This is a genomic window from Microbacterium sp. TW_SC_2 (assembly GCF_055361165.1).
Window position 1 is genome coordinate 1,591,535 of the sequence record NZ_CM143952.1, and the last position, 24,550, is coordinate 1,616,084.

At 69.3% G+C, this 24,550-nt stretch carries 23 protein-coding genes and 1 tRNA gene; 2 read left to right on the top strand and 22 right to left on the bottom strand.

Features of this window, described 5'->3' with window-relative positions:
• The first annotated feature begins 12 nt into the window (after nucleotides 1–12).
• Nucleotides 13–441: a hotdog fold thioesterase gene (locus tag ACWA14_RS07480; protein WP_463797271.1), complete on the top strand. Its 429-nt coding sequence runs from the start codon at nucleotides 13–15 to the stop codon at nucleotides 439–441.
• Here ACWA14_RS07480 and ACWA14_RS07485 read toward each other — a convergent pair.
• Together ACWA14_RS07485 and ACWA14_RS07490 are read right to left on the bottom strand one after the other, a co-directional pair.
• A complete protein-coding gene (locus ACWA14_RS07485) occupies nucleotides 416–979 on the bottom strand; it encodes a GNAT family N-acetyltransferase (RefSeq protein ID WP_463797273.1) in 564 nt (187 codons plus the stop codon). The two genes, ACWA14_RS07480 and ACWA14_RS07485, sit on opposite strands and share 26 nt — an antisense overlap.
• A complete protein-coding gene (locus tag ACWA14_RS07490) occupies nucleotides 979–1,599 on the bottom strand; it encodes an ANTAR domain-containing response regulator (protein WP_045280282.1) in 621 nt (206 codons plus the stop codon). Before ACWA14_RS07490 ends, ACWA14_RS07485 begins: the two co-directional genes overlap by 1 nt.
• Nucleotides 1,600–1,699: 100 nt before the next feature.
• On the opposite strand from ACWA14_RS07490, the gene ACWA14_RS07495 reads away from it, so the two are divergent.
• Nucleotides 1,700–1,782 (top strand) — tRNA-Leu (locus tag ACWA14_RS07495).
• A gap of 2 nt (nucleotides 1,783–1,784) precedes the next feature.
• Here ACWA14_RS07495 and ACWA14_RS07500 read toward each other — a convergent pair.
• From ACWA14_RS07500 to metK, 20 genes are all read right to left on the bottom strand, one after another.
• Nucleotides 1,785–2,486 (bottom strand): esterase/lipase family protein, encoded by a 702-nt coding sequence (locus tag ACWA14_RS07500; protein ID WP_463797276.1) that lies wholly within the window; start codon nucleotides 2,484–2,486, stop codon nucleotides 1,785–1,787.
• Nucleotides 2,480–3,295 (bottom strand): alpha/beta fold hydrolase, encoded by an 816-nt coding sequence (locus tag ACWA14_RS07505; protein ID WP_463797278.1) that lies wholly within the window; start codon nucleotides 3,293–3,295, stop codon nucleotides 2,480–2,482. Before ACWA14_RS07505 ends, ACWA14_RS07500 begins: the two co-directional genes overlap by 7 nt.
• Nucleotides 3,296–3,417: 122 nt before the next feature.
• On the bottom strand, nucleotides 3,418–4,869 hold the full coding sequence (pyk, locus tag ACWA14_RS07510; RefSeq protein ID WP_463797282.1) for a pyruvate kinase: 1,452 nt from the start codon (nucleotides 4,867–4,869) through the stop codon (nucleotides 3,418–3,420).
• 62 nt (nucleotides 4,870–4,931) lie between these two features.
• Nucleotides 4,932–6,398, bottom strand: coding sequence for a glutamate synthase subunit beta (locus ACWA14_RS07515; protein ID WP_463797284.1), 1,467 nt, complete (start codon nucleotides 6,396–6,398; stop codon nucleotides 4,932–4,934).
• Nucleotides 6,391–10,914 (bottom strand): glutamate synthase large subunit, encoded by a 4,524-nt coding sequence (gene gltB, locus ACWA14_RS07520; protein WP_463797394.1) that lies wholly within the window; start codon nucleotides 10,912–10,914, stop codon nucleotides 6,391–6,393. Before gltB ends, ACWA14_RS07515 begins: the two co-directional genes overlap by 8 nt.
• 140 nt (nucleotides 10,915–11,054) lie before the next feature.
• The gene (lgt, locus tag ACWA14_RS07525; RefSeq protein WP_463797286.1) at nucleotides 11,055–12,095 is read right to left on the bottom strand and encodes a prolipoprotein diacylglyceryl transferase; all 1,041 of its coding nucleotides are present in this window, start codon (nucleotides 12,093–12,095) and stop codon (nucleotides 11,055–11,057) included.
• Nucleotides 12,096–12,105: 10 nt separating this feature from the next.
• Nucleotides 12,106–12,909 carry a tryptophan synthase subunit alpha gene (trpA, locus tag ACWA14_RS07530; RefSeq protein WP_463797287.1) on the bottom strand — a complete coding sequence of 268 codons (804 nt, stop codon included), beginning with the start codon at nucleotides 12,907–12,909 and terminating at the stop codon, nucleotides 12,106–12,108.
• On the bottom strand, nucleotides 12,906–14,174 hold the full coding sequence (gene trpB / locus ACWA14_RS07535) for a tryptophan synthase subunit beta (RefSeq protein ID WP_463797289.1): 1,269 nt from the start codon (nucleotides 14,172–14,174) through the stop codon (nucleotides 12,906–12,908). Before trpB ends, trpA begins: the two co-directional genes overlap by 4 nt.
• A complete protein-coding gene (gene trpC / locus ACWA14_RS07540; protein WP_463797291.1) occupies nucleotides 14,171–14,947 on the bottom strand; it encodes an indole-3-glycerol phosphate synthase TrpC in 777 nt (258 codons plus the stop codon). Before trpC ends, trpB begins: the two co-directional genes overlap by 4 nt.
• On the bottom strand, nucleotides 14,947–15,192 hold the full coding sequence (locus ACWA14_RS07545; RefSeq protein WP_463797295.1) for an HGxxPAAW family protein: 246 nt from the start codon (nucleotides 15,190–15,192) through the stop codon (nucleotides 14,947–14,949). Before ACWA14_RS07545 ends, trpC begins: the two co-directional genes overlap by 1 nt.
• Nucleotides 15,193–15,239: 47 nt before the next feature.
• Nucleotides 15,240–15,920 (bottom strand): Trp biosynthesis-associated membrane protein, encoded by a 681-nt coding sequence (locus ACWA14_RS07550; protein ID WP_463797298.1) that lies wholly within the window; start codon nucleotides 15,918–15,920, stop codon nucleotides 15,240–15,242.
• Nucleotides 15,917–16,294, bottom strand: coding sequence for a phosphoribosyl-AMP cyclohydrolase (hisI, locus tag ACWA14_RS07555; RefSeq protein ID WP_463797302.1), 378 nt, complete (start codon nucleotides 16,292–16,294; stop codon nucleotides 15,917–15,919). The genes ACWA14_RS07550 and hisI overlap by 4 nt, the downstream gene beginning before the upstream one ends.
• The gene (gene hisF, locus ACWA14_RS07560) at nucleotides 16,291–17,052 is read right to left on the bottom strand and encodes an imidazole glycerol phosphate synthase subunit HisF (protein WP_463797304.1); all 762 of its coding nucleotides are present in this window, start codon (nucleotides 17,050–17,052) and stop codon (nucleotides 16,291–16,293) included. Before hisF ends, hisI begins: the two co-directional genes overlap by 4 nt.
• Nucleotides 17,052–17,894, bottom strand: a complete 843-nt coding sequence (hisG, locus tag ACWA14_RS07565; RefSeq protein WP_463797306.1) for an ATP phosphoribosyltransferase — start codon at nucleotides 17,892–17,894, stop codon at nucleotides 17,052–17,054. The genes hisF and hisG overlap by 1 nt, the downstream gene beginning before the upstream one ends.
• A gap of 38 nt (nucleotides 17,895–17,932) precedes the next feature.
• Nucleotides 17,933–18,196, bottom strand: a complete 264-nt coding sequence (locus ACWA14_RS07570; RefSeq protein WP_056417561.1) for a phosphoribosyl-ATP diphosphatase — start codon at nucleotides 18,194–18,196, stop codon at nucleotides 17,933–17,935.
• Nucleotides 18,193–18,873: a ribulose-phosphate 3-epimerase gene (rpe, locus tag ACWA14_RS07575; protein WP_463797308.1), complete on the bottom strand. Its 681-nt coding sequence runs from the start codon at nucleotides 18,871–18,873 to the stop codon at nucleotides 18,193–18,195. Before rpe ends, ACWA14_RS07570 begins: the two co-directional genes overlap by 4 nt.
• Before the next feature lie 4 nt (nucleotides 18,874–18,877).
• Nucleotides 18,878–20,374: an RsmB/NOP family class I SAM-dependent RNA methyltransferase gene (locus ACWA14_RS07580; RefSeq protein WP_463797311.1), complete on the bottom strand. Its 1,497-nt coding sequence runs from the start codon at nucleotides 20,372–20,374 to the stop codon at nucleotides 18,878–18,880.
• A complete protein-coding gene (gene fmt / locus ACWA14_RS07585; RefSeq protein WP_463797312.1) occupies nucleotides 20,371–21,291 on the bottom strand; it encodes a methionyl-tRNA formyltransferase in 921 nt (306 codons plus the stop codon). The genes ACWA14_RS07580 and fmt overlap by 4 nt, the downstream gene beginning before the upstream one ends.
• Before the next feature lie 18 nt (nucleotides 21,292–21,309).
• The gene (locus tag ACWA14_RS07590) at nucleotides 21,310–23,304 is read right to left on the bottom strand and encodes a primosomal protein N' family DNA-binding protein (protein ID WP_463797314.1); all 1,995 of its coding nucleotides are present in this window, start codon (nucleotides 23,302–23,304) and stop codon (nucleotides 21,310–21,312) included.
• Nucleotides 23,305–23,320: 16 nt separating this feature from the next.
• A complete protein-coding gene (metK, locus tag ACWA14_RS07595; RefSeq protein WP_463797315.1) occupies nucleotides 23,321–24,514 on the bottom strand; it encodes a methionine adenosyltransferase in 1,194 nt (397 codons plus the stop codon).
• Between the last annotated feature and the right edge of the window lie 36 nt (nucleotides 24,515–24,550).

The following is a 24,550-nucleotide window of genomic DNA, read 5'->3' on the forward strand; positions in this document are numbered from 1 at the left end:
CTGAGGAGGATCATGAGCGACGTCGCGATGAGCGAAGGACTCGACTGGGCCACGGCCCGCGGGATGGGCGCCCTGGCCGAGAAGATGGGCATGGAGTTCACCGAGTTCAGCATCGAGCGCTCGGTCGCGACCATGCCGGTCGAAGGCAACACGCAGCCGGTCGGACTCATGCACGGCGGCGCCTACGTCGTGCTCGGCGAGTCGCTCGGCTCCATGGCCGCGAACCTGCACGCCGGACCCGGCCGCCTGGCCGTCGGCGTCGACATCAACGCCACGCACACGCGGTCGGCCACGTCCGGTGTGGTCACCGGCGTCTGCACACCGGTGCACCTGGGACGCAGCATCGCGGTGCACGAGATCGTCGTCACCGATGATCAGGGTCGGCGCTGCTCGACGATCCGCATCACGAACATGATCAAGGACGTCCCGACGGGGTCGTGATCTCCGCGTCCAGCAGACGCTGGAAGAGCAGGTGGTCCTGCCAGCTGCCGGCGATCCGCAGATAGCGCGGCGCGAGGCCGATCCGCTCGAAGCCGGACGCAGCGAGCACGCGCTGCGAGGCTGCGTTGTGGACCAGAGTCGCCGCCTGGACCCGGTGCAGAGCCAGCTCATGCCGCGCGAACCTGAGGACCGCGGAGACGCCCGACGCCGCCAGTCCGCGTCCCTGCCGGGACGCATCGATCCAATAGCCGAGATCGGCACTGCGGAAGGCGCCGCGCACGACGTTGTTGAGGTTCACCCGTCCGCGGATCTCACCGTCATCCGACTCGACGACGAACCGCGCGCTGCGTCCGTCCGCGGCATCCGCCACGCAGCGACCGACGTCGTCCTCCTGCCAGCCGGCGGTGAAGAACACCGGATCGCGCGTCGGCTCCCAGGGGGCCAGGTGCTCACGATTCGCGGAGTACGCCCGGGCCAGTCCGGCCCCGTCTCCCTCGCGAATCGGACGCAGAATGTGCTCGGCGTCGAGCGCGAACACTACTTCTTGGGTGCGAGCTGCTCGATGATCGCCTTGGCGACGTCCTGCATGGTCAGACGACGGTCCATGGACGCCTTCTGGATCCAGCGGAAGGCCTCCGGCTCGCTCAGGCCCATCTTCTCGTTGAGAAGACCCTTGGCGCGGTCGACGAGCTTGCGGGTCTCGAACCGCTCGACCATGTCGGCGACCTCGGCCTCGAGCGTGATGATCTGCTCGTGACGTGCCAGTGCGATCTCGATCGCGGGCAGCAGGTCGTTCGGCGTGAAGGGCTTCACGACGTAGGCCAGCGCGCCGGCCTCGCTCGCGCGCTCGACGAGTTCCTTCTGGCTGAACGCCGTGAGGAGCACGACCGGTGCGATGTTGCCCTTGTGCAGCTTCTCGGCCGCGCTGATGCCGTCGAGCTGCGGCATCTTGACATCCATGATGACGAGGTCGGGGCGCAGCTCGGTCGCCAGGGCGACGGCGGTCTCTCCGTCACCAGCCTCACCGACGACATCGAAGCCGTTGTCGCGGAGGATCTCGACGATGTCGAGACGGATCAGCGATTCGTCCTCGGCGACGACGACGCGTCGGGGTGCGGATGACGTGGGCTGCTCGACTGCCTGTTCTTGCTCGGTCACGGGTCCATCCTAGTCGAGAGGCTCTCCGCATCGGCCACCGGGTGTCGCGACGGCCGAGGCGGCACCGCGCCTGCGCTAAAGTCGAAGACGCAGATCACGAGCCGGCGTGGCGGAATGGCAGACGCGGAGCACTCAAAATGCTTTGTCCGAAAGGGCGTGTGGGTTCGAGTCCCACCGCCGGCACATCACGAGGAGGGGCCTGCGTTCCGGTCCGGGCCGGCTGAGTCCTGCACCTCGACGAGAGCGGCGAGTTCTCCGAGCACTCGGGGGTGGGCGAGCACACGGAAATGCCCGCCGGTGTCCAGCCGGACGTTCTTCGCCCCCGGCAACTCGCTGCCCTCCGGGATGTGCGGATCGAAGGCCGCGTAGACCGAGACGATCCGCTCATTGATGTCGATCTGCTCGCCGAGGCTCACGATCGAGGGATCCTCGGGCGAGAAGGCTCGCAGGCTGCGCACAGGCATCAGTCGCGCGTAGCGGGATCCGCCGAACGGAGTCGCCACCGCGAGCATCGACCGGATGCGTCCGGCGGCGCGCCCGGTCATCGCGAGCTTGCCGGCGAGTCCCCCCTTGCTGTGCGCGACCAGGATGACCCCGCTCACGTCGCGGGCCTCCAGGAACTGGGCGACCTTCTCGGCCATCTCGACCACGGGCCGCTGATTGCGCTGCAGCGACTCGACGACGTACACGGGGTGTCCGCGTGCGTGAAGAGCGGAGACGAGCGGCTGCAGGAACCGCCAGGTCTCGTAGACACCGGGGAGGATGACGATCGGCACGCCGTCGCCCTCGACGAACGAATCCGCATCGCGACGGTCGAAAGCGGCCCGCACCTGCCAGTAGGCGGCGTAGGCGTAGTCGAGCCACCACCAGGCGGCCCTTCTCAGCATCCCGATGGCGAGCTCCGTCCGTGGATGGCGCGGATGTCGTCGATGGCAGGCCGGGTGTCCCGTGTGACGCTCATGATGGCGTCCGCGACCGCCAGCGGCGCCGTGAAGGGGACGACATGGTGGTGGCCGGGCACGTCGATCAGGCGCCCCTGCCGCGCGATATCTCGCAGACGACGGCTCCAGGACCGGCCCGCGACAGGATCATGGGCACCACGCACCACGAGGACCGGCATCTGCAGCTCCCGCACTCCCTCCTCTGTCGAGTACGCCATCATGTGCCGGGACTGAGCCAGATACCAGGCGACCCCGCAGCGGAGGTAGTCGACGAACACGAGCGCGTTGGCCAGCGGCGATTCGAGCAGGGTGTCCAGCGCAAGTGCTCGGGCCTGCGCGCTCACGGTCCGCCGCCGTCCATCGACGACCGGTCCGATCAACACGACGCCTTGAACCTGCGAGACCGAGATGCGACGGGCCGCCTCGACGACCCATTGCGCGCCCATCGAATGTCCGACCAGGATGACGGGTCTCTCTCCCACGCCGGTCAGCACGCCCGCGAGGAGACGACCCATCTCCCGCACGTCCAGGTCGCGCGGCGGCTTCGGAACCCCGCCGAAGCCCGGCAGATCGACGGAGATCACCGGAGCAGAGCCGGACAGCGCGTCGTGCAGACGAGCGAGCGAACGATGGGACATTCCGATGCCGTGCACGAGCACGTACGTCGCACACGGCGAGTCCGGTGGGCCGGGGCTCTCGCCGAGACGGAACGTGCATCCCTCGATGACGACGTGGCGGTGGAGGAGAGATGTCATCCGTGAACTGTAAGCCGACCGCAGAGCGAGCCGCTACCGGCTTGACGCGGGGCTATCGCACCCCCTCGACAGGAGAGAGGGACGGAGCCGGAGCTCCGTCCCTCTTCCCTGACACCGTCGGGTCAGACGGTCGCCTCTTTGTAGATCGGGGCGGCGCCGTTGACGGCGTCTCCGACCTTGTGGACGCGGATGTCGTTGGTCGAGCCGACGATTCCGGGAGGGGAGCCGGAGATCACGACGACCTTGTCCCCCACCTCGGCCAGCTTGTTGCTGAGCAGATAGTCGTCGACCTGCAGGTACATCAGGTCGGTGTGCTGCACCATGTCGACGAGGGTCGACTGGATGCCCCAGGTCAACGCCATGCGGCGACGGATGTCGGGCTCCGGCGTGAACGCCAGCATCGGGATCCGCGAGCGCAGGCGCGACAGACGACGAGCGGAGTCGCCCGACTGCGTGAAGACGCAGAGGAACTTCGCCTCGACGAACTCCGCGACCTCGAGAGCCGCGAGCGTGATCGCCCCGCCCTGCGTGCGCGGCTTCGTGGTGAGCGGCGCGATGCGCTCCAGTCCGTGCTCCTCGGTCGACTCGATGATCCGGGCCATGGTCTCGACGACCCCGACCGGGTAGTCTCCCACGCTGGTCTCACCCGAGAGCATCACGGCGTCGGCGCCATCGAGCACGGCGTTCGCGACGTCGGAGGTCTCCGCGCGGGTCGGGACGGGGCTGTTGATCATGGACTCGAGCATCTGCGTCGCCACGATGACCGGCTTGGCCATGCGGCGCGCGAGCTCGACCGCACGCTTCTGCACGATCGGCACGGCCTCCAGGGGAAGCTCCACACCCAGGTCGCCTCGGGCGACCATGATCGAGTCGAAGGCGTCGACGATCTCCTCGAGCGCGTCGACCGCCTGCGGCTTCTCGACCTTGGCGATGACGGGAACGCGCACGCCCTCCTCGGCCATGATCTCGTGCACGCGCGTCACGTCGGAGGCGTTGCGAACGAAGGACAGGGCGATCAGATCGGCACCGATGCGCAGACCCCACCGCAGGTCGTCCTCGTCCTTCTCGCTCAGTGCGGGGACGTTCACGGCGACGCCGGGCAGGTTGATGCCCTTGTTGTTGGAGACGGCACCGGCGACGATGACCTTCGTGGTGACGGTGACGCCATCGGTCTCGAGGACCTGGACGCGGACCTTGCCGTCATCGATGAGCAGGAAGTCGCCCGGCTTCACGTCCTGCGGCAGACCCTTGAAGGTCGTGCCGCAGATGTCCTTGTTCCCGATGATGTCCTCGGTGGTGATCTTGAAGATGTCACCGACCGCGAGATCGTAGGGACCGTCCTCGAACTTGCCGAGGCGGATCTTCGGGCCCTGGAGGTCGACCAGGATGGCGACCGCGCGGCCCGCGTCGTCCGCGGCGCGGCGGACGTTCGCGTAATTGTTCTCGTGCACGGAGTAGTCACCGTGGCTGAGGTTCAGGCGGGCGACGTCCACACCGGCGTCGATCAGTGCACGCACTGTCTCATAGGTGGAAGTCGCAGGACCCAGGGTGGCGACGATTTTCGCGCGTCTCAACAGGAATCTCCAGGGATAGAAGTGGGGGAAAGGTTATTCAGGCGAGGGTGCCGCGGCTCAGCCTACGCGGGCTGGAGGCCCAGCGCGACATCGCTCGGACGCACCGGCTCGGGCAGCACGGTGCTGCCCATGAGGAAGCGGTCCACGTTCGCGGCCGCCGCACGGCCCTCGGCGATGGCCCACACGATGAGCGACTGTCCGCGACCGGCATCGCCGGCGACGAACACGCCCGGAACCGTCGACTCGTACGAGGAATCGCGCTGGAATGCTCCGCGATCGGTCAGCTGCGGGAGAGTCTCCTCCGTGTAGCCCTCCTGCTCGGGGCCGGTGAAGCCCATCGCGATCAGCACCAGATCCGCGGGGATCTCGCGCTCGGTGCCGCTCTTGGGCACACGCCGGCCGTCGATGTACTCGGTCTCGGCCACGCGCAGCGCGCGCACCTCGCCCACCTCGTTCGCGAGGAACTCGACGGTCGAGGCGAGGAACATCCGCTCACCGCCCTCCTCGTGCGCGGAGGCGACCTCGAAGAGATTCGGCATCATGGGCCACGGCTGGTGCTCCGGACGCTCGGTGCTCGGCTGCTTGCCGATCGCGAGGTTGGTCACGCTCAGCGCGCCCTGACGGTGGGCGGTGCCGATGCAGTCGGCACCGGTGTCACCGCCGCCGATGACGATGACGTGCTTGCCCTCGGCGGTGATCTGCTCCGAGACCTTGTCACCGGCCACCGCGTGGTTCGACTCGACCAGGTACTCCATGGCGAAGTGCACGCCGTCGAAGTCGCGGCCGGGGATCGAGAGATCGCGCGGAACGGTCGAACCCGTCGCGATCACGACCGCGTCGTAACGGGCGCGCAGATCGGACCAGGAGATGTCCCGACCGATCTCGACACCGGCGCGGAAGCGAGTGCCCTCCTCCTGCATCTGCCGCAGACGCGACTCGAGGTGTCCCTTCTCCATCTTGAAGTCCGGGATGCCGTAGCGCAGCAGACCGCCGATGCGGTCGTCGCGCTCGAAGACCGCGACCGTGTGGCCGGCGCGGGTGAGCTGCTGGGCCGCCGCCAGACCCGCGGGTCCGGAGCCGACCACCGCGACGGTCTTGCCGGTCAGTCGCTCGGGCGGCTCGGGCTCGACCCACCCCTTGGCGAAGGCCTCGTCGATGATCGACACTTCGATCTGCTTGATCGTGACGGCGGGCTGATTGATGCCCAGCACGCACGAGCTCTCGCAGGGAGCGGGGCAGAGACGACCGGTGAACTCGGGGAAGTTGTTGGTCGCGTGCAGACGCTCGATCGCCGCGCGTCCCTCGCCGCGCCAGGTGAGGTCGTTCCACTCCGGGATCAGGTTGCCCAGCGGGCATCCCGAGTGGCAGAACGGCACACCGCAGTCCATGCAGCGACCGGCCTGACGGCGCAGGACCGCCTGGTCTCCCGGCTCGTAGACCTCTTTCCAGTCCATGATGCGGACCGGGACGGGGCGCCGCGCGGGCAGCTCCCGCTCGGTCACCTTCAGAAAACCCTTGGGATCAGCCACCGGTCACCTCCAGGATGCGGTTCCAGACGATGTCGCCGTCGGGGTCGATCCCCTCGGCGACGGCTTCCTCGCGCATGCTCCGCACGGCGGCGAAGTCACGGGGAAGCACCTTCACGAATTCGGATGCCGTGGTCTCGAACCGCGCGAGCAGATCGGAGGCCAACGGAGAGGATGTCAGCTCACTGTGTTCGACGAGCAGACCGCGAAGGACCTCGAGGTCGGCGCGGTCGAGGGGCTCGAGCAGCAGCTCGCCACTGCCGAGCGACTGCGCGTTGACCTTGGCCGTGTCGAGGGCGTGCACATAGGCCACTCCCCCGGACATGCCGGCACCGAAGTTGCGTCCCGTCGATCCGAGGATCACGGCGAGCCCGCCGGTCATGTACTCCAGGGCATGGTCGCCCACGCCTTCCACGACCGCCGTGGCGCCGGAGTTGCGCACGAGGAACCGTTCGCCCACGACGCCCGAGATGAACATCGTGCCGGAGGTCGCGCCGTAGCCGATCACGTTCCCGGCGATCACGTTCTCCTCCGGGGCGATCGTCGAGCTGCGCGGCGGACGGATCGTGATGTCGCCACCGGACAGGCCTTTGCCCACGTAGTCGTTGGCGTCGCCTTCGAGTCGCAGGATGATGCCCGAGGGCAGGAATGCTCCCAGCGACTGCCCGGCTGTGCCGTGCAGCGTCACATCGATCGTTCCGCGCGGCAGGCCGGCGGCTCCGTGACGCGAGGTCACCTGGTGACCCAGCATGGTGCCCACGGCGCGCTCGGTGTTCGCGATCGGGAGCTCGGCCACGACCGGCTCCCCGTTGAGAAGCGCACCCGCCGCGATGTCGATGAGCTGCACGTCGAAGTGCTTGTCCAGCTCGTGATCCTGGGTACGGGCGCTCCGCCGCGGCTCACCGGCAGGGAACGCGGGTCCCTCGAGGATCGGGGTGAGGTCGAGGCCCTCGGTCTTCCAGTGCTCGACGGCGGCGTTGACCTGGAGCAGGTCGGCGCGGCCGACGATCTCGTCGATCGAGCGGTAGCCGAGCTCGGCGAGGAGCTCGCGCACCTCTTCCGCGATGAACTCCATGAAGTTGACCACGAACTCCGGCTTGCCGGTGAAGCGTTCCCGCAGCGCGGGGTTCTGCGTCGCGACGCCGACCGGGCAGGTGTCGAGGTGGCACACGCGCATCATGATGCAGCCGCTGACGACCAGCGGTGCGGTCGCGAACCCGAACTCCTCCGCGCCGAGCAGCGCGCCGATGATGACGTCACGGCCCGTCTTGAGCTGACCGTCGACCTGCACCACGACGCGATCGCGCATGCCGTTGAGCATCAGCGTCTGCTGTGTCTCGGCGAGACCGAGTTCCCACGGCGTACCGGCATGCTTGAGCGAGTTCATCGGGCTGGCGCCCGTGCCCCCATCGTGCCCGGAGACCAGGATGACGTCGCTGAGCGCCTTCGCGACACCGGCCGAGACCGCACCGATGCCCGACTGGCTCACCAGCTTGGTGTGGATGCGGGCCTCGGGGTTCGCGCGCTTCAGGTCGAAGATGAGCTGCTTGAGGTCTTCGATCGAGTAGATGTCGTGGTGCGGGGGCGGCGAGATGAGCCCCACGCCCGCGGTCGCGTGACGCGTCCGCGCCACCCACGGATAGACCTTCGTCGGGGGCAGCTGCCCACCCTCGCCGGGCTTGGCACCCTGCGCGAGCTTGATCTGGATGTCGTCGGCCTCCGTGAGGTAGAGGCTGGTGACCCCGAACCGACCGGACGCGACCTGCTTGATCGCGCTGCGGCGCTGCGGGTCGACCAGACGGTCCGCGTCCTCGCCGCCCTCACCCGTGTTCGACTTGCCGCCGATGCGGTTCATGGCGATCGCGAGCGTCTCGTGCGCCTCCTGCGAGATCGAGCCGTAACTCATGGCGCCGGTCGAGAAGCGCTTCACGATGTCGGAGACCGACTCCACCTCGTCGAGCGGGACGGGCCTGCGGGTGCCGGTGCGCAACTGGAACAGCCCGCGAAGGGTCTTCAGTTCCGCCGCCTGATCGTCGACCATCTTCGTGTACTCACGGAAGATGTCGTAGCGCCGTGTGCGGGTCGCGTGCTGCAGCTTGAACACCGTTTCCGGGTTGAACAGGTGCGGCGAGCCGTCGCGGCGCCACTGGTACTCGCCGCCGGTCCACAGCCGTTCGTGGGCGCGCGCTGCGGCGTCCTCCGGGTAGGCGTAGTCGTGACGAGCCTGGTTCTCGGCGAAGATCTCCTCGATCCCGATGCCGCCGAGCTTCGACTCGGTGCGGGTGAAGTAGGCGTCGATGAACTCCTGGCCGAGGCCCACGGCCTCGAACACCTGCGCACCGGCGTAGGAGGAGACCGTCGAGATGCCCATCTTCGACATGATCTTCAGCACGCCCTTGCCGAGCGCGTAGATCAGGTTCTTGACGGCCTTCTCCGTGGAGATGCCGGTGATGTAGCCGGTGCGCACGAGGTGCTCGACCGTCTCCATCGCGAGATAGGGGTTGATGGCGGAGGCGCCGTACCCGATCAGCGTCGCGACGTGGTGCACCTCGCGCACGTCTCCGGCCTCGACGATCAGACCGACCTTCATGCGGTTCTCGCGCCGGATCAGGTGGTGATGGACGGCGGAGACCATCAGCAGCGAGGGGATCGGCGTGAGGTCCTTGTTGGAGTCCCGGTCGGACAGGATGATGAACTCCGAGCCGGCGGCGATGGCCTGGTCGACCTCGTCGCACATCTCGGTGAGCCGCTCCTGCAGCGACTGGGGTCCCGAGTCGAAGTGATAGAGGCCCTTGATGGTCACGCTGGAACGATCGGGCAGCGCCTTGTCGATATGCCGGATCTTCGCGAGCTCGTCGTTGTCGATCACCGGGAAGTCGAGCGACACCGTGCGGGTGTGTTCCGGCCCCCAGGAGAGCAGGTTGCGCTCGGGACCGAGCCCCAGCTTGAGGCTCGTGACGACCTCTTCGCGGATCGAGTCGAGCGGCGGGTTCGTCACCTGCGCGAACTGCTGCGTGAAGTAGTCGAACAGGAGGCGCGGTCGCTTGCTCAGCACCGCGATCGGCGTGTCCGAGCCCATCGCGCCGAGGGGTTCGACGCCCGTCTGCCCCATCGGGGTCAGCAGGATGCGCACTTCCTCCTCCGTGTAGCCGAAGGTGCGCTGGCGGCGGGTGATCGATGCCGGCGGGTGCACGATGTGCTCGCGCTCGGGAAGATCGGCGAGGCGCACGGCACCGGCGTCGAGCCATTCCTGCCACGGGTGCATGGTCGCGAGATCCTGCTTGACCTCCTGGTCGCTGACGATCCGCCCCTGAGCGGTGTCGACCAGGAACATCTTCCCGGGCTGCAGACGTCCGCGACGCTTGATGCGCTCGGGCTCGAAGTGCAGCACCCCGGTCTCCGACCCGATGACGACGAGGCCATCGGTGGTCTCGGTCCATCGCCCCGGGCGCAGGCCGTTGCGGTCGAGGGTCGCGCCCACGACCGTGCCGTCGGTGAAGATGAGCGCGGCGGGTCCGTCCCAGGGCTCCATCTGGTTCGAGTGGTACTCGTAGAAGGAGCGCAGCTCGGGCGTGATGTCGGACTGCTTCTCGTAGGCCTCGGGAACCATCATCATGATGGCGTGGGGCAGGCTGCGACCGGTGAGGGTCAACAGTTCGAGCACCTCGTCGAAGGATGCCGAGTCGCTGGCCCCGTCGGTGCAGATCGGGAGCAGCGGGGCGACGTCGCCGAGCAGCTCGGACTCGAGCTGCGACTGGCGTGCACGCATCCAGTTGCGGTTGCCGCCCACGGTGTTGATCTCGCCGTTGTGCGCGAGCATGCGCAGCGGCTGTGCCAGGGGCCAGGACGGGAACGTGTTCGTGGAGTAGCGCGAGTGGACCACCGCGAGCTCGGAAGCGAAGCGCTCGTCCTGCAGGTCGGGGTAGAACGGCTCGAGCTGCAGCGTGGTGACCATGCCCTTGTACCCGAGGGTGCGGCTGGACAGCGAGACGAAGTAGGCACCCAGCTCGTGCCCGGCGCGCTTGCGCAGACGGTAGGCGACGCGGTCGAGCGCGATGTGGGTGAGCGGGGCGTCGGAGTGCGTCGCGCCGCCCGCGCTCACGAAGAGCTGCTCGAAGGCGGGGCGCGCCTCGTCGGCCAGCTTGCCCAGGTGCTCGTTGACGGTGGGGACGTCACGCCAGCCCAGGACGCGGAGTCCCTCGGACTCGGCGATCCGCTCGATGCCCGCCTTCTGCTGGCGACGCTGGCTCGAGTCGCGAGGCAGGAAGGCCAGACCGGCCGCGTACTCCCCCACCGGCGGCAGCTCGAAGCCGACGACCGCGCGCAGGAATTCATCCGGCATCTGGGTGAGGATGCCGGCGCCGTCCCCGGTGCCGGCATCCGAACCGATCGCACCGCGGTGCTCGAGGTTGCGCAGCGCCTCGAGCGCGAGCGAGATGATGTCGTGGCCCGCGGTTCCCCGCAGCGTCGCGACCATCGCGAGACCGCAGGCGTCCTTCTCGAACGCGGGGTTGTACATGCCCTGCTTCGGCGGGTAGGCGCCTGACGCGCCGTGGGGTGGCTGGAAGTACACCAGTTACCGTCCTCAGATATTCAAGTGACACCGGGGACGACGTCGGCCCGCTCGTTCAGTACATGTTCTCCGCCACGAGGGGCGGCTTATCGGGAACCGGCCTCGCTCGACGGAGCGGTGCGTGTGGGAGCAGTGCTTGTGGCAGTGGCTCCTGCGGTGAGTTCCTCGGACGGAGGCTCACTCACGTCCACGAAATCGAGGGGATTGTCCTGCGATTGTACATCAGGGTCCACGTCCTTCCGCGCGCGTCCCGGCCGGTACGGCGACGGCTCGAGTCCGAGGTGGCGCCGACTCTGGACCGCGAGGATGGCGAGACCCACGAGGATGCCGAAGATCGCCGCCCACACATTGCTGCGCAGACCCAGGATGATCTCGCTCGGATCGATGCGGATCGACTCCCAGACGACGCGGCCGGCGCTGTACCAGATGAGGTAGATCGCGAACAGGCGGCCCCACTGGAAGAACAGCTTGCGGCTCAGCCACAGCAGCACGATCACGCCGAGCCCGTTCCAGAGGACCTCGTAGAGGAAGGTCGGGTGGAAGAGCGTTCCCTCGGGTAGGCCGGGAGGGAACGCCGAGTTCGTGGACTCGATCTCGAGGCCCCAGGGCAGATCCGTCGGCAGACCGAACAGCTCGTGGTTGAACCAGTTGCCGAAGCGGCCCATCGCCTGTGCGAGCAGCAGGCCCGGAGCGACGGCGTCGGCGAAGGTCCAGAAGCGGATGCCCGTCCAGCGGCACCCGAGGTAGGCGCCGATCGCGCCGCCGATGAGTGCGCCGAAGATGGCGATGCCGCCCTCCCAGATCGCCCAGACCGATCCAGGTTCGAACGGGTTCCAGGTGTTCTTGCCCTCACCGAAGTAGAAGTTCGGGTGCGTGAGGACATGGAAGATCCGCGCGCCGATGATGGCGATCGGCACAGCGAGGATGCAGATGTCGATCACGACCCACGGCTCCGCACCGCGCTTGGTCAGGCGGTGGTTCGTGAGGAACACGGCCACGATGATTCCCGCGATGATGCAGAGCGCGTAGAAGTGGATGCGCAGCGGGCCGAGGTCGATGAAGGACACGGGCGGGCTCGGGATGCTGGTGAGCACGCCGGTGATGCTGCTGGGAAGCGCGAGGGACATGAGTGCGATTCTAGTTCGAGGGACGAGGACGTGCCGACGCGGTGCCGGCGGCCAGGGAGCGGGTCACTTCCGCGAGGGCGGGGATCCCGCCGTCGCGCAGGGCACGGACCAGGGCGGTGCCGACGATCGCGCCGTCGGCGTATTCGGAGACACCGGCGACCTGCTCGGCGGTGGAGATGCCGATGCCGACGCACGCACGGTTGGCCCCCAGCGCGCGGAGGCGATCGACCAGGGTGCGGGCCGCGCGGTCGAGCTCCGTGCGCTCCCCGGTGATGCCCATGGTGGAGACCGTGTAGACGAAGCCGGTCGACGACTTCACGACGAGCTCGAGACGTTCGTCGGAGGAGGTGGGTGCCGCGAGGAACACGCGGTCGAGCCCGGTGCGCTCGCTCGCCGCGATCCACTCGCCCGCGACCTCCGGGGTGATGTCGGGCGTGATGAGCCCGGCGCCACCGGCGGCGAGCAGGTCGTCGGCGTAGCGGTCGACGCCGTACTGCATCACGGGGTTCCAATACGTCATGACCAGGACCGGCACATCGGTGGCCGCGGTGATCGTGCGGACGGCCGTGAACAGATCCTTCATCTTGAACCCGTTGGCCAGTGCCGCCGTCGTGGCCTCCTGGATGATGGCGCCGTCCATGACCGGATCGCTGTAGGGCGGTCCGAGCTCGATGATGTCGACGCCGTTCTCCGCCAGGGCGATGGCCGCCTGGATGCTGGTCTCGAGATCGGGGAAGCCGACCGGGAGATAGCCGACGAAGACACTGCGGCCATCGGCCTGTGCCTTCTGGATCGCTGCCTCGACCAGGCTCATAGCTGAGGCTCCCCCTTCGAGGCCGCGTCCTCGAAAGGCGTCTCCTCGGTCACATCGTGTTCACGAGCGGCCTCGTCGTACAGTTCGAAGTAGCGCGCCGCCGTGTCCATGTCCTTGTCTCCCCGGCCCGACAGACAGATCGCGAGCACGGCATCCGGGCCGAGATCCCGACCGATGCGCAGCGCGCCCGCGAGAGCGTGCGCCGTCTCGATCGCGGGGATGATCCCCTCGGTGCGGCTCAGCAGACGCAACGCCTGCATCGCCTCGTCGTCGGTGGCCGGGATGTACGAGGCACGCCCGATGTCGGCGAGCCAGGCGTGCTCCGGTCCGACGCCCGGGTAGTCGAGGCCGGCGGAGATCGAGTGGGATTCGACGGTCTGGCCGTCCTCGTCCTGGAGGACATAGGTCCGCGACCCGTGCAGCACACCGGGCCGTCCGCGCTCGATCGAGGCCGCGTGCTTGGGGGTGTCGACGCCGTCGCCGGCGGCCTCCACCCCGTAGAGGGCGACGTCGGGGTCGTCGAGGAACGCATCGAACATGCCGATCGCGTTCGATCCGCCGCCGACGCACGCGATCACGGCGTCCGGGAGCCGGCCGACCTCCTCGAGCAGCTGAGCGCGGGCCTCCTCGCCGATGATCTTCTGGAAGTCACGCACCATCGCCGGGAACGGATGCGGGCCCGCCGCGGTGCCGAAGATGTAGTTCGTCGTCTCGACGGACGCGACCCAGTCGCGATACGCGTCGTTGATCGCATCCTTGAGCGTGCGAGATCCGGAGGTCACCGCGACGACCTCGGCTCCGAGGAGCCGCATGCGGGCGACATTGAGCGCCTGGCGCTCGGTGTCGACCTCGCCCATGTAGATCGTGCAGTCCAGGCCGAACAGTGCCGCGGCGGTCGCCGTCGCGACGCCGTGCTGTCCGGCACCGGTCTCGGCGATCACGCGCGTCTTGCCGAGTCGCTTGGTGAGCAGCGCCTGTCCGAGCACGTTGTTGATCTTGTGCGAGCCGGTGTGGTTCAGGTCCTCGCGTTTGAGGAAGATCCGCGCTCCCCCGGCGTGCTCGGCGAACCGCGGCACCTCGGTGAGGATGGAGGGCCGTCCGGCGTAGGACCGCAGCAGCTCGGAGAGCTCGGCGCGGAACGCGGGATCGGCGACCGCCGCCTCGTAGGCGACGGTCAGCTCGTCGATCGCGGCGACCAGGGACTCCGGCATGTACCGACCGCCGAAGTCGCCGAAGTACGGTCCGTGCTGGTCGCGCAGGCTCACGATGCCTCCAGGAAGCTCTTGAGGGTGACGACGGGGTCGCCGGTGACCAGCGCCTCGCCGATCAGGACGACGTCCGCGCCGGCGGAGCGATAGTGCACCACGTCGGCGGGCGTCAGGACGGCGGACTCGGCGATCTTCACCGCGGAGTCCGGGATGCGATCGGACAGACGCGCGAACAGATCGCGGTCGAGCTCGAGCGTCGTCAGGTCGCGGGCGTTGACCCCGATCAGCGGAGCGCCGAGGTCGATCGCGACCTCGAGCTCGTCGGCGGAGTGGGTCTCCACGAGCGGGGTCATGCCGAGTTCGCGGATGAATCCGAAGAGGTCCGTCAGCACGTCGCGCTCGAGCCCCGCCACTATCAGCAGCACGAGGTCGGCACCCGCGGCGCGCGCCTCGAGGACTTGATAGCGCGTCGCGATGAAATCCTTGCGCAGCACCGGCAGGGAGACGCGCGCGGTGACGGCCTCGAGATCGGCGAGGCTGCCGCCGAAGCGTCGTTCCTCGGTGAGCACGCTGATCGCGGATGCTCCCCCGGTCTCGTAGAGCGAGGCTTGGAGCGCAGGGTCGGGGATCGACGCGAGAGCACCACGGGACGGGCTCGCGCGCTTGACCTCAGCGATGATCTTCACGCGATCCGCGGGCGCGAGGGCGGCCAGTGCGTCCTGAGCGGCGGGGCGCGCGAGCGCCTCACGTTCGACGACGGCCAGGGGCCGCGTGAGGAGGCGACGCTCGGCGTCTGCGACAGCGCCGGCCGTCAGGTCGGCGAGGACCATTAGTGGGCCTTCGGCGAGTACTTGGGGCCTCTCACACCGTATCCGGCCTTGGCGAGCACCACGCCGACGAGGGCACCGACCGGAACGATCGCCGCACCCACCCAGATGAGGGCGACCCACACCGGGCTGAACTCGGCGAGGCAGAACGCCACGGTGCCGAGCGTGAAACCGAAGAGCATGATGATCACGGCGGTCCATGCTGCCGGCGAGTGTCCGTGGCCGGGATCAGCGATCGGGTTGGTCATGTTCTCCTCCGGGGACGACTGCGGGATCAGATGTCAGTCTATCGGGGTCAGCGCGTCGGATCGGTGCCACGGGACAGGTCGTCCCAGGAATCGATCGCGTCCACGGACCCTTCGGGTTCTGTCGTGTCGTCGGCGTCGGACACGGGCGACCGCGGTGTGGAGGCCTCCTCCGCAGCGGATCCTCCCGCGGTCGACCCGGACGGGGCTGGGGCCGCCGCGTCCGACGCGGTGCGGTAACGACGGCCGCCGCTCTTCCATCGCCGCCACGTCGCGAGCACCAGCAGCGCCGAGCCGAGCAGGATCACCCATCCGACGAGAGCGATCACCGGCCACGCCGTGGGGACGACCTCGCGCGCGACCTCGGAGATCGCGCCGGCGCCTGCCAGCCCGGTGATCTCGGTGATGGTCGGTCCGATCGCGGACTCCGGTACGGAGATCAGCAGTTGCACGGTCGTCCAGCCGAGGAACACGGCGCACGCTCCGGCCAACACGCCGAACACGAGGCGGAAGACGGGACCCGAGATCGCGAGGGCCGCGCCGAGGGCGAGCACGGCGAGGCTCAGCGGAGCCAGGAGCACCGAGGCCGAAGCGCCGGGGACCAGGATGGCTTCTCCGGCATCCGCCCGCTCGACCGTGAGCCAGGTCTGTGTGGAGGAGATGATGCCGATGGCACCGGCGAGCAGGAATCCGCTCACCGAGAGGGAGCGTCCGCGGCGGGCGATGTTCATGCCGAGGCACTCCCCGCGACGGCCTCGAGGTCGGTGGCATCGAAACAGGTGCGCGTGCCGGTGTGGCAGGCGGGCCCCGTCTGGTCGACACGCAGCAGGATCGCGTCGCCGTCGCAGTCCAGACGCGCGTCGTGCACGACCTGGATGTGACCGGAGGTGTCGCCCTTGCGCCAGTACTCCTGACGGGAGCGCGACCAGTAGGTCGCCCGTCCTGATGTGAGAGTGCGTCGCAGCGCCTCGGCGTCGACCCAGGCGAGCATCAGGACCTCGCGCGTGTCCCATTGCTGCACGATCACGGGAGCGAGCCCGTCCGCGTTCCAGGCGACCTGCGCGACACGCGCGTCGAGGTCGGTCACCGCGTCTGCTCCGCTCATCGGACGATCACTCCTTCGGCGCGCAGCGCCTGCTTCACATCGCCCACGGTGAGAGCGCCGGTGTGGAACACACTCGCGGCGAGCACGGCATCCGCCCCCGCCTTGATCGCCGGAGCGAAGTGCTCGACCGCACCGGCACCACCCGAGGCGATCACGGGAACCGCGGAGACCTCGCGCATGAGGCGCACGAGCTCCAGGTCGAAGCCGTCGCGTGTGCCGTCGGCATCGATCGAGTTGACCAGGAGCTCCCCCGCGCCGCGTTCTGTGGCCTCGCGCGCCCAGTCCAGGGCGTCGAGGGTGGTCTGGGTGCGTCCTCCGTGCGTGGTCACGACGAAGCCGGACGCGGTGGTGTCGGCGCGCTTCACGTCGAGCGAGAGCACGAGGACCTGTGCGCCGAAGCGGTCCGCGATCTCCCCGATCAGGGCGGGGCGCGCGATGGCGGCGGAGTTCACCCCGACCTTGTCCGCCCCGACGGCGAGCAGGCGGGCCACGTCCTCGACGGTGCGCACGCCTCCCCCGACGGTCAGCGGCACGAAGACCTGCTCCGCGGTGCGCTGCACCACGTCGTAGGTCGTGGCGCGGGCATCCACGGTCGCGGTGACGTCGAGGAAGGTGATCTCATCGGCCCCCTGAGCGGCGTAGTGCCGGGCGAGCGCGACCGGATCGCCCATGTCGCGCAGGTTCTCGAAGTTCACGCCCTTGACGACGCGACCCTCCGCCACGTCGAGACACGGGATGACCCGGCTGGCGAGCGTCATCAGAGCCTCGCGTTGTGGATCGCCGTGACGAGGATGGCCCGCGCGCCGAGCGCGTACAGCTGGTCCATCACGTTGTTCACCCGCGACCGCGCCACCATGACCCGCACCGCGACCCACTCCGGATCGCGCAACGGCGACACGGTCGGCGACTCGACACCTCCCGCGATCTTCACGGCGTCATCGAGCAGCGCGAGCGGCAGGTCGTAGTCGATCATGACGAACCGGCGAGCCACCATGACCCCGCGCAGACGGCGCAGCAGCGTCTCGGAACCTTCCGCGTCGACCGGCCCCGCGATGAGGACGGCCTCCGACTGCAGGATCACGGGTCCGAAGACGTCCAGCCCTGCCTGGCGCAGCGTCGTTCCGGTCTCCACGACGTCGGCCACGGCGTCCGCGACGCCCAGGCGCACAGCCGACTCCACGGCTCCATCGAGCGGGACCAGGTCGACTGCGATGTCGCGCTCGTCGAGGAACGCGTCGACGAGCCCCGGGTACGAGGTCGCGATGCGCAGACCGTCGAGCTCGGACACGTCGGAGTAACGGCCGGACGGGGCGGCGAATCGGAACGTGGAACCCGCGAAACCGAGCGCCTCGATCTCCCGCGCGCCGGGCATCCGCGCGTCCAGCAGCAGGTCGCGTCCGGTGATGCCCACATCGATCGCGCCGGAGCCCACATACGTGGCGATGTCCTTGGGACGGAGGAAGAAGAACTCGACGTCGTTCTCGACGTCGACGACATGAAGGGTCTTGGGGTCGCGCCGACCGGCGTATCCGGCCTCCGCGAGCATCTCGGCGGCGGTCTCGGAGAGCGAGCCCTTGTTGGGAACAGCGATGCGCAGCATGAACGGCTTTCAGTTCGAAGGGATGAGAACGGAGCGCGTCACAGATGTCGATAGACGTCCTGCAGGCTGAGACCCTTCGCGATCATCATCACCTGCACGTGGTACAGCAGCTGCGAGATCTCCTCGGCGGCCGCGTCGTCGGACTCGTACTCCGACGCCATCCAGACCTCGGCGGCCTCCTCCACGATCTTCTTGCCGATCGTGTGCACACCGCCGTCGAGTTCCGCGACCGTGCCGGAGCCCTCGGGTCGGGTCTCCGCCTTGACGCTGAGTTCAGCGAACAGCTCGTCGAAAGTCTTCACAGTTCAAGGCTAGCGGCTCGCGCGCGGTCCTTGAGCCGGGTGACCGCGGCCTCGATGTCGTCGGAGCCGTACACGGCCGATCCGGCGACGAAGGTGTCGGCCCCGTTGGCGGCAGCCTGTTCGATCGTGCTGTCGGAGATGCCCCCGTCGACCTGCAACCACACCTGGGATCCGCGGCGACGGGCCTCCTCGGCCAGCGTGCGGAGCTTCGGCATGGTCTCGGGCATGAAGCCCTGTCCGCCGAAGCCCGGCTCCACCGTCATCACGAGGATCTGATCGAACTCGTCGAGCACGGAATACAGGCTGTCCGCCGGCGAACCGGGCTTGATCGCGACTCCGGCGCGCGCTCCGATGTCGCGGAGGCGCCGGGCCAGCGAGATCGGATCCGCTGCGGCCTCCAGGTGGAAGGTGACGCTCGCGGCGCCGATCTCGGCGTACTGGGGAGCCCACCGGTCCGGCTCGGTGATCATCAGATGCACGTCGAGCGGGATCGGGCTGGTCGCCTGGATGCGCTCGACCATCTGCGGACCGAAGGTGAGGTTCGGCACGAAGTGGTTGTCCATGACATCGACATGGGCGTAATCGGCCGTGGCGATCCGGGCCAGGTCCGCCTGCATGTTCACGAAGTCGGCGGCGAGGATGCTCGGATTGATGCGCGGTGCGCGGGGCAGGTCCATGGGATCAGCTCTCCTTCGGGGCGCGCTGCAGCAGCGCGAGGAACATGGCGTCGGTGCCGTGGCGATGCGGCCAGAGCTGCACCGAGCCGGACCCCGATCGCTCGTCGTCCGCGAGATCGATCGTCGACCGGCTGAGGTTCGAGACGACCGCTCTCGCGTCGAGTTCGGTGAGGTCGGCACGGGAGCGGAGCACGTCCTGGACCACCCCGGTGGTCTCGGCGAGGTGCGGCGAGCACGTGACATACGCCACGATGCCTCCCGGCGCCAGTGCCTCGACCGCTGCGGTGAGGAGCTCGACCTGCAGGGGCACGAGTTCTGCGACATCGGCCGGAGTCTTGCGCCAGCGAGCCTCGGGCCGGCGACGCAGGGCGCCGAGTCCGGTGCACGGAGCATCGACGAGGATGCGGTCGAACTCCCCCGCTCGCGCTCCGATCGCGCGTCCGTCGTCCTGATGCACGACGACCTCGCCCGGAACCGCCCGCAGCGCCGTGCGCACGAGACCTGCGCGCGCCGGTACCACCTCGTTCGCTTCGAGCACCACCCGGTCGTGCTGACGGGCGATCGATGCCAGGAGCGCGGTCTTCCCGCCGGGGCCCGCGCACAGATCCATCCAGCGCTCTCCCGCGCGGATGGGCGCAGCCGCGGTCAGAGCGAGCGCGACCAGCTGCGAGCCCTCGTCCTGGACGCGTACGGTGCCCCCGGAACCGGCGACGATGCGATGCGGATCGCCGCCCGGCGAGGCGAACGCCGTCTCGGCGTAGGGACGCCGCGGCTCCCCCGGGTCGGCCAGACCCGGCAGGGCGACGAGCGTGACCTCGGGTGAGGCGTTGTCGGCCTCGAGCAGTGCCTCCAGCTCCTCCACGCGTCCCTCGGCGGCGAGCGACCGGCGCAATGCCCGGATCACCCAGACCGGGTGGGCCGTGCGCAGAGCGAGGCGCTCGTCGTCGGAGCGTGCATCCTGTTCGATGCGCTCCTCCCAGTACTCGGGAGTGTCACGAGAGATGCGGCGGAGCACGGCGTTGGTGAAGCTCGAGGCGCCGCGTCCGACCAGGGTCGCGACGAGGTTGACCGATTCGTTCACGGCGGCGTGCGGGGCGACCCGGGTGGCGAGCAGCTGGTGCACGGCGAGGCGCAGCGCATCGAGCACCACCGGATCGATGCTCTCGACATCGCGCTCCGCCGCGGCCGCGATGATCGCGTCATACGTGCCGCGTCGACGCAGCGTGCCGTAGGTCAGCTCGGTGGCGAGAGCCGCGTCCTGCGGATCGAGACCCGCCTCGGCGATCGCTCCGGGGAGGGCGAGGTTCGCGTAGGCCTCGACCTCGGACACGGCACGCAGCACGTCGAACGCCACCCGTCGAGCCGGCTGCACGGTCCGGACGGGCCCGCGCTGCCCGTCGGCCGGGCGCCGACCGCCCGCGCCGCCGGACGAGGTGGGTGCACCCGGGCGTGCGCCCGACTGCTGTCGTCGCTGCGGTCGTCGCTGCTGTCCCTCGGTCATGATCCTGCACGCAGCCCTTCTTCGTTCCGCTGGCCGCGCCACCAGTCTGCGGCGCTCATCGCCCCTTTACCAGCCGGTTGCACGCGGGTCACCGCGAGCGGGGTCGTGGCACTGCCGATGAGCACGGCGGTCTTCGTCCCGGTGATCACACCGGGCGCGAGCGCCTCGGCATCGGTCGCGGGTATCGCTTCGAGGATCTTGAGCCGCTGCCCGTCGATCGTCGTGTGCGCACCCGGCTCGGGGGTCACTCCGCGGAAACGGGCGAACAGCGTCTCCGCGGACTCGCTCCAGTCGAGGATGCCGTCCTCGAGCGTGAGCTTCGCCGCAGAGGTCGGCTCCCCCTGCTGGGGCGTCGCCACCGCGGAACCGTCGGCGATTCCCGACACGACCTCGGAGACCAGTCCCGCGCCGTCGGCGGCGAGGGTGCGGAGCGCGACGTCCGCCGTCGCTCCGGCAGGCACCTCCACCACGCGCGCCGCGAAGACGTCGCCCGCGTCGAGCTCCGGCACGAGCTGGAACACACTGGCGCCGAGCTGCGCGTCACCCGCGATCAGCGCCCGCTGCACGGGAGCAGCCCCGCGCCACGCGGGAAGCAGGGAGAAGTGCAGGTTGATCCACCCCGCGGTCGGAGTGGACAGCAGCGGTTCGCGCACCAGCCCCCCGTAGGCCACGATCACGCCCAGGTCGACCCGGAGCGCGGCGATGCGGAGTGTGACCTCCTCGTCGAGACGCGCGGCCTTGAGCACGGGGAGACCGAGCTCCTCGGCGGCACGCGCCACGGGCGACGGCGTCAGCACGCGCTTGCGGCCCAGCGGCGCATCGGGGCGGGTGATCACCGCCGCGACGTCGTGTTCGGACGCGAGGCGGTGGAGGGTGGGGACGGCGGCATCGGGTGTGCCGGCGAAGACGAGGCGCATGAAGGTTCTCCGGAAGGGTCAGAGCTCTGGATCGAGGATATCGAGGCGCACCGCGAGAGTGCTGCGAGGATTGCGGCCGCGGCCACGGCGACTGCTCACGGCTTCGGCGACGACCGCCGCCCGCAGGGTCGCCGCGACCCGCGCGCCCGAGGCGTAGTCGAAGCGCACCAGTGCGCGGACGCGCGGAGGCACGTCATCCGTGTCGACCGGCACGGGGCCGAGCACGGCGTCGGAAGGCAGGGCGAGCTCGGCGATCATGATCAGGGCGCGGGAGACGGCCGCCGCGGATCCCTCGACCACCGCCACGCGCGCCACGGGCGGCATGTGCAGGGGCGCCCTGCTCTCCAGCTCGGACCGCGCATAGCCCGCGTGATTCCAGGTCGCCAGTGCACGAGCGGTCTCGCCGTCCACGCCCACCAGATGGATCGGTGCCCCCGGAGCCGCCAGCGCGGCGGCGTTCGACCACCACCGCAGACACGACTCCCCGACCCGCAGGTCGGGCGCCTGCAGCATCCGCGGGCCGTCCAGCAGCACGACCGCCCGGTAACCGCCCTCCGCGACGGGCTCGGCACCGCGGGTCGCCACCACCAGTGCGGGCTTGGCGTCGACGCGCTCGACCGGATGGGCGCTGTCGGCCACGATCACCCGGATTCCGGGGAAAGCGCGACCCAGCTCGTCGGCGGTGCGTTCGCTGCCGGACGACGCGAGTCGCACCTTCGTCGACGCGCACGCAGGGCAGGTCCAGGCGCTCGCTCCGCGACCGCACCAGCCGCAGACCGGCACCGCTCCCCGGTGACGCGCGCCCAGGGGCCCGCCGCAGTGCGGGCATCGGGCGGGTGCGCGGCACTCCGCGCACACGAGTGAGGGCGAGAACCCCGGACGCGAGACCTGCACGAGCACCGGCCCCTCCGCCGAGGCGGTGCGCGCGGCGAGGAAGGCCGTGGAGGGAAGCCGCTGCGCGGTCGGCTGCTCCATCTCGTGCGGCGTGCTCAGCACCACACGCGGGAGCACGCGCCGGGCGGCACGCACGTCCTTCAGCCAGCCGTGCGCCACGAGACGCTCGACATCGGTGGTGCGCGTGTGCCCCACGAAGAGCAGCGCACACGCCTCCTGCTCCTGGCGCAGCAGAGCCGCATCCCGGGCATGCACGTACGGCGCCAGCGGCTCGCTCAGCAGTGAGTCGCCGTCATCCCAGAGCGCGATGAGCCCCGCCGAGACCGGCGCGTAGACGGCCGAGCGGTTGCCGACCACGATGCAGGGCGCGTCCTCCAGCGTGCGCAGGAACGACCGGTAGCGATCGGGATTCGAGCGGCGGGAGTCGTAGCGCACCACGGAGTCCGGCGGCGTCAGACGTTCGAGCGCGACGAGCAGTCGGTCGAGGTCGCGGTGATCGGGGACCACCAGGATCGACGAGCGTCCCTCGGCGAGCACCCGGGTCGCGCTGGCCGCGAGCAGTGCCGCCCAGGCCGGCACATCGTCGCGGAACGCGGGGATGGCCTCGACCGCGGCCCGCTCGCTGTCGGCCAGCACCTCGGAGAGGCCGGCGTAGTGCCCGATCACGTCGTCGACCTCGGTCAACAGCTCGTCGTCGGGGCTGATCACCGGGCTGTCGGCCGTCCACGCCTTCTCGACCCGCACCTGTCGCTTCGGGATGACCAGCCGCAGGATGTCGGACTCGGAACCGGCCGCGCGGTCCGCCACGCGGCGCGCGAGGCGGTGCAGGCGCTCCGGCAGGACCGGAACCTCGGAGACGACGCTCTCGACCTCGGAGAGCGGACGATCCGCGTCGTCCTCGGTGTCGATCTCGATGACATAGCCGTCGATCACGCGTCCCGCGGTGCGCAACGGGACGCGGACGCGCACACCGAGCGGCACGGCACCGAATTCCGCGGGAAGCGCGTAGTCGAACAGGCGATCCAGCTGGGGCAGCGGCGAATCCAGAAGGACGCGTGCGATGCGACGGCTCTCACCGGCCGCGGCACCCGCTGCGTCGGTGGGCAGCTCCGTGCTCACGGAAACCGGGGCCTCGTCAGAGCCCGGCAGCGCGGCGCAGCTCTTCGACGCGGTCCGTCCGCTCCCACGTGAACTCCGGCAGCTCACGCCCGAAGTGGCCGTACGCCGCGGTCCGAGCGTAGATGGGACGGAGCAGATCGAGCTGCTCGATGATCGCCTGGGGGCGCAGATCGAACACCTCGTTGATCGCTCGTGTGATCACGTCGTCCGAGACGGTGCCGGTACCGAAGGTCTCCACGTACAGTCCGACCGGGCGGGCGACGCCGATCGCGTACGCGACCTGCACCTCGAGACGCTCGGCGAGCCCCGCCGCCACCGCGTTCTTCGCGACCCAGCGCATCGCGTAGGCCCCGGAGCGGTCGACCTTCGACGGGTCCTTGCCGCTGAAGGCGCCGCCGCCATGCCGGGAGGCGCCGCCGTAGGTGTCGATGATGATCTTGCGGCCGGTGAGGCCGGCATCTCCCTTGGGGCCGCCCGTGACGAAGGGCCCCGCAGGGTTGATGTAGTACGTCACCTCGTCGAGATCGAGTCCCGTGGTCTCGAGCACCGGGGCGATGACGTGCTCGCGCACGAGCTCCTTGAGCTCGTCCTGCGCGATGTCCGGGTGGTGCTGCGTGGACACGACGACCGCATCGACGGACTTCGGGACGAAGCCGTCGTAGCCGAGCGTCACCTGCGTCTTGCCGTCCGGGCGCAGGAACGGCAGGACACCGCTGCGACGCACCTCGGTGAGGCGTTCCGCGATGCGGTGCGCGGTCCAGGCCGCCATGGGCATGAGCTGAGGGGTCTCATCGGTGGCGAAACCGAACATGACGCCCTGATCGCCGGCGCCCAGGCTGTCGAGTGGATCGATCGAGGAGCCGTCGCGGTGCTCCTGTGCGTTGTCCACCCCGTGCGCGATGTCGGTCGACTGCTCGCCGACCGAGACGCTCACACCGCACGAGGCGCCGTCGAAGCCGGTGTCGCTCGAGGTGTACCCGATGCCGTTCACGACCTGTCGGACGATCGTGGGGATGTCGACGTACGCCTCTGTACGGATCTCACCCGCGACATGCACGAGGCCGGTGGTGACGAGCGTCTCGACCGCGACCCGGGAACCGGGGTCCTTCGCGATCAGACCGTCGAGGATGCTGTCCGAGATCTGGTCGCAGATCTTGTCCGGGTGCCCTTCGGTGACGGACTCGGACGTGAACAGACGCAGGGCGCTCATCGGTGCTCCAGAACGGGGTGAGACAGGGAAAGGGCG